Source organism: Mesorhizobium sp. M1A.F.Ca.IN.020.03.2.1 (assembly GCF_004023205.1).
In the GTDB taxonomy this organism is placed as follows: domain Bacteria; phylum Pseudomonadota; class Alphaproteobacteria; order Rhizobiales; family Rhizobiaceae; genus Mesorhizobium.
The window spans coordinates 1-5,122 of sequence record NZ_RZSV01000117.1; the positions used below are offsets into that span (position 1 = coordinate 1).

The window sequence follows — 5,122 nt, forward strand, 5'->3', positions numbered from 1 at the left end:
GGCGGGACGGGAAGCGGCCGGCAAACGCTACGAGGCGGTCTGGCGAAGATTATTCTCCACGCGGGTCCTGGCCGCCGAAGCCCTGGCTCGGTTAGCCCTCGGCCCCGGCGGCGCCGCGTTGATGGAGGCAGTCGTCCGCAATTTTCCATGCACGCTCACCTTTGGAGCGCGGCTCAGCGGCAAGACGAAACCTGTCCCCGGTTTGGCCGACGCGCGCCTGGCTCGATAGGTTGGTCTAGAGTTCAGCCACGATGATGTCGACTGAATTTTGGCGGCGACCTCATCGCTGCCGTGCCTGTCCGCAATCACCGAAGTGGCGTAATCCGTTGCTGCTCCAGTTTTGCCGATCCCTGGCTTGGATTTCGTTGCGAAGAAGAGTGCCGTGACAATAAGCCACCGCCGGGATGCGTGGCATTGGATCACGCGCGACAAGAGCACACTATCGTTCAGCTCGCTTTCGAGTCGAGCCACACACTGGCATACGCGCCTCTAGCGGGGCGTGAATTCCGTCCCGCGCAGCGCAGTCGGGTTATGGAACATTCCGGCTCAACCGGAGTTTGCATATATCCGGCTTTCTGCCGCCGAGCCCCTGATGCGTTGTGATGTGGCCTGAGGGCGGCGCTCGCCACGCCTCGAGGAGGCCCTACGATGGTCCAGCACACGATCCCTCGCAATCCGCACAGCACGGCAAGCATTGCCGGCCACCCTGTTCATGCAATGCTGATACCGTTCCCGATCGCCTTCTTCGTCGCGACCTTCGTTTGCGACCTTTTCTTCTGGCGAACCGGCAATCCGGGCTGGGTCACCGCTACGCTCTGGCTGCTGGGGGCAGGTCTGACCATGGCCGTGCTGGCGGCTCTTGCCGGTTTGACCGATGTCCTCGGCGACACCCAGATCCGCAATCTCCAGGACGCATGGTTTCACGCCGGCGGCAACGTGGTCGTCGTTCTCATCGAACTTACAACTGGTACTCGCGATATGCCAACGCGGAGGCAGCCGTAGTGCCGGTTGGCCTTGTCCTGTCGCTGATCGTTGTCCTCATCCTTCTGTTCACCGGCTGGAAGGGTTGGGGAATGGTCTATCGGCATCACGTCGGCGTTGCCGACGATCCGGACCAAATGCGCTGAATGCGCCCGCTTTTCCGGTGATTGAAGCAGCTCCAGGATTTCGCTGGAAGCTGTGTAAGAACAATCAGTCGGATTGGGCAAGCGATTCAAAAGTTGAACAACTCCAAGGCGCCCCGCGACGTTGGCCGACGGAAGCGGGTTCAGCTTGAACAGTCCGATCTACGACTACGACGGAATCGATAGGCCGGCCGGAAAGGTGTAGGATGCCTTGTCGTCCGCACCCAGACGAGGCGCACGGACGCTTGAAAGAGTAGATCGCGCTTTCGCCCATGTAAGGGGCAGGGAGGCGTCATGGCTTTCACCAAACACAGCGGAATATTCACGCCAGTCGAGCTGGAGCTCCTCCAGAAAGTATTCGATCAGTTGTGCAACGATCGCCGTCTGGCGTTAAAAGACGGGGACCAAAGAGAACAGCTTGCCTCCGACGTGCTCGAAGCCTTCCAAAACGGCTTCAGCGCCGAAGCGGAGTTGTTGCAATCGCTTGCGGAGCGCCGCACCGCACCGTCGCGACGCAATCCGGCTCGACAGCTCCGTCCTTGATTGTCTGGCGCGGCGAAGGCTGTCTTCCCGCATCGGGTTGACGTTGCGATCTGCCGCCCTGGAAGAGATGCCGCAGCTGGTCGCGCCAGGCTGTTCCTGCCGTTTTTTAACCTCAATCCGTTCTTAGCTGGCGATCGCCCGAAAGGGTAGAACCTTCGCGCTTGCTTGACTCGGCCCGCAAAAACGGGCAGCAAAGCAGCTGAGGGAGAGCATTTTTACCGTGGCGGAGACCATGGAGGGCTCTTTTTTCGTATGGACCGTCGCCACAATGGCGATTGGTGGAGGGATTGGTTAACCATCTTTGTCCATCTTTTGAATCAATCGGCAACAGACGCGTGAAGGTGCAGGGGGCACCAGGCGAGCTGTGATCGTGACGGGTGCCAGGTCCGCAAACCGGCATGCCGATTGAGAGTGGTCGTATGGCGTTTTTGCGTTTGAAGAACCGGGGTGACGCTCCTGAAGAGGGGGTAACTTCGAAGAAATCTGGTGGTCATCGTTGGGTTGTAGTGCCTGCTGTCGGCGCTGCTCTGGCCCTGTGGTCGGTCGCGACCATGGCCGGCCTCTATTCCGTGAGTACCTCGCTCACCGCCGCCTCCAACGGATTGCCGCAGAGCATGCTTGCGCCGCGCAGCATCGTGCTTGGCGACCAGCGCCGCAAGGTCGCGAACGCCTGGGCGCCGCGCCTTGCCGCGAACGGCGCGCACAAGACGGGCTCGCTCACCCGCGGCTGCGATGCCGGCTGCCTCAGTCTCGCAGCCAGCTTTGCGAGCTCCACGCCAAACCCCTCCAGCTTGGTGCATGACGGCAAGGCCGCGCGGCTGAAACCGGCACCGGATAGCGTATCGCATGAGAAGGTTGTCGCGGCTTCCGCCGCGGACGTCGCCGACCGTTTCGACAGCGTCATCAAGCGCGCCGGGCTTTCGCCGCAGAAACTGGCCGATGCCTTCCGGCGCGCCGAGAACGCTCCGGTCCTGCTGGCGAGCTTGCCGTCGGCAAGCCGCTTCGGCGGCGCGGCCGATAACGGTTCGGGCCGGAGTGGGCTGACCTTGAGCGGCCCGGCCGAGTCACGCTTTGGCGGAAATCAGGTCGACGTTCAGCGCGCGTCCGAACTGGCGCTGGCGCTTGCCAATGTCATGCCCGAAGAGACGGTCGACGTGCCGAGCGCCGTCGCGCTCGCCAGCGGCGACGCGCCTGAGATGACGGCCGGCGCTTCCGGCGACGACGGACAAGCTGAAGTGCAGGTCGCTTCGCTGCCGCCGCAGGATGATTTGCCCGACAGCATCGCCGTGCCTGGTTTGAGGCCGCGCACCGCCCTCGGGCGCGCGACGGAAGCGCCTGAACAGAATGCCGCGAGGAAGCCGGAACCGGCCAAGCCGCAGGCAAGCCAGGCGGCAAGGCCCCAAATTGCAAAACCGGAGTCGGCCAAACCGCAGCCGGCCAAGCCGCAGCCGACCGTTGTCGACTCCGCCGAAGGTGCGCAGACGCCGCGCTCGCTGAGGAGCTCCGACCAGGCGCTTCCGGGTGTGCAGGGTGCGAAGCCGATTGAGGCCGCGCCGGCCAAGCGCAGCAAGGCGCAAGCCTCCGAGATGCTCGCCTACGCCAAGCCGGACACGCCCGAGCGCGGCGGTCTCGGCAACGCCTTTAGGGGTCTGTTCAACAGTCCTTCGACGGGCAATGGCGTCGCCGTCTATGACATCTCGACGGCGACGGTCTACATGCCCGATGGCTCCAAGCTGGAGGCGCATTCGGGGAAGGGCGCCATGGCCGACCAGCCGCGCTTCGCCAACCGCAAGAATTCCGGCCCGACGCCGCCCGACACCTACAATCTGTCGCTGCGTGAATCGCGCTTCCATGGCGTCGAGGCCATCCGGCTGACGCCGACCAGCGGCAGGAACAAATATAACCGCAACGGTCTGCTCGCCCATACCTATCTGCTGCGCGGCGCCCCAGCCCAATCCAGCGGCTGCGTGGCCTTCAAGGATTATGGCCGCTTCCTCTCTGCCTTCAAGAAGGGGAAGATCAAGCGCCTGGTCGTTGTGCCGCGCCTGAACGGGTCGCCCACCCAGGTCGCCCAGGAAGGCCGCCAGGGCTGACCCCGCCCGCCACTATGCCGGCAGCAGCTTGTTGCCGGTAGGCTGCCTTTGATTTCGTGACGGTTTGCGGTCCTTACCGCCGTTGACGCGCGGCGCGGTCGACGCACGCGCTTGATGTCTTCGCCACGTCTCTTGCAACAGCGGCAGTGACCGGTTCCATCGAATTGCGGATGAGGAAAGGGAGAACTCCCTCTCCCAGAAAGCATATATAGCGCAGCCCGGGCTTGCGGCAAGCCCCCGGCAATGCCGTATGTACGCTGCCCTTGACCTCAGTTTAGGAAAGGGAGTTTGCATGCGGATTTTACTGTCGACTTACGGTTCGCGCGGCGATGTCGAGCCGGTGGTGGCGCTGGGCGAGCGACTGCAGGCGCTCGGCGCCGAGGTGCGGGTGAGTGTCCCCGGCGATGAAGAATTTGCAGCGCTGTGCGCCCGTGCCGGTGTGGAGCTGGTGCCGGCCTTCGCACCGGTGCGCGAATGGGTAAAGGAGATGACGCGGCGCAGGGCATCGGAATCGCCGAAGGACGTGGCCGCGCTCATCTCCGGCCAGGCGGCCGAGATCCTCGCCAGGCAATATGATACGCTCATGGCGGCCGCCGAAGGCTGCGATGCCGTGGTGGCCTGCGGCCTGTTTCCGTCCTGTGCCGCCGCGCGGCTGGTCGCCGGGCAGCGGCACATGCGCTACATCCTTGCCACCTTCTGTCCGATATGGCTGCCGTCGGCGCACAACCGGCCGCATGAATATCCGGGACATCCGCTTCCAGCCGGGGTGACCGACAACCGGCTGCTGTGGGAGACGGATATCGCGACCAAGAACGCGCTGTTCGGCCAAGCGATCAACAGCTGGCGCGCGTCGCTCGGATTGCCTGCGGTGGAAAATGTCCGCGATTACGTCTACGGCGATCCGGTCCTGCTCGCCTGCGACCCAGCGCTCGGGCCGTGGCTGCCCTCGGACCTGACCGATGCCAGGCAGACCGGCGCCTGGATCCTGGACGACGAGCGGCCGCTGCCCGACGGGCTGGAGGCATTCCTCGCAGCCGGCCCGCCTCCGGTCTATGTCGGCTTCGGCTCCATTGCCGTGGCCAAGGAGGCCGGCCGTGCGGCCATCGAGGCGGTCCGCGCCAAGGGCCGGCGCACGGTGATCGCGCGTGGCTGGGCCGAGCTTGGCCTTACCGACGACCGGGACGATTGGTTCGCCGTCGGCGATGTCAACCAGCAGACGCTGTTCCGCCGCGTCGCCGCGGTCATGCATCACGGCGGTGCCGGAACGACCGTCGCCGCCGCGCGGGCAGGAGCGCCGCAACTGGGGGTGCCGCAGATCGGCGACCAGCCGTACTGGGCGCGGCGGGGGGGCGGGCTCGGCAT

Annotated in this window: 3 protein-coding genes and 3 pseudogenes; 5 read left to right on the forward strand and 1 reads right to left on the reverse strand. The window is 64.6% G+C overall.

Translation table 11 applies throughout. From position 1 onward, the window contains the following. Positions 1–229, forward strand: a pseudogene (locus EOA79_RS33195) (monooxygenase); the annotation flags it as partial. A gap of 29 nt (positions 230–258) precedes the next feature. Here EOA79_RS33195 and EOA79_RS33670 read toward each other — a convergent pair. Continuing rightward, a pseudogene (locus EOA79_RS33670) lies at positions 259–412 on the reverse strand (SAM-dependent methyltransferase); the annotation flags it as partial. Positions 413–663: 251 nt separating this feature from the next. On the opposite strand from EOA79_RS33670, the pseudogene EOA79_RS18775 reads away from it, so the two are divergent. From EOA79_RS18775 to EOA79_RS33205, 4 genes and pseudogenes are all read left to right on the forward strand, one after another. Then, positions 664–1,127: pseudogene (locus EOA79_RS18775) on the forward strand (DUF2231 domain-containing protein). 291 nt (positions 1,128–1,418) lie between these two features. Next, the gene (locus EOA79_RS33200; protein ID WP_179293627.1) at positions 1,419–1,667 is read left to right on the forward strand and encodes a hypothetical protein; all 249 of its coding nucleotides are present in this window, start codon (positions 1,419–1,421) and stop codon (positions 1,665–1,667) included. A 506-nt stretch (positions 1,668–2,173) separates the two neighbouring features. Next, complete coding sequence (locus EOA79_RS18785) at positions 2,174–3,760, forward strand: tlde1 domain-containing protein (protein WP_245479192.1); 1,587 nt, start codon at positions 2,174–2,176, stop codon at positions 3,758–3,760. 292 nt (positions 3,761–4,052) lie between these two features. Next, positions 4,053–5,122 (forward strand): glycosyltransferase (locus tag EOA79_RS33205; RefSeq protein WP_245489899.1); only part of this gene is annotated, 1,070 nt, incomplete at its 3' end.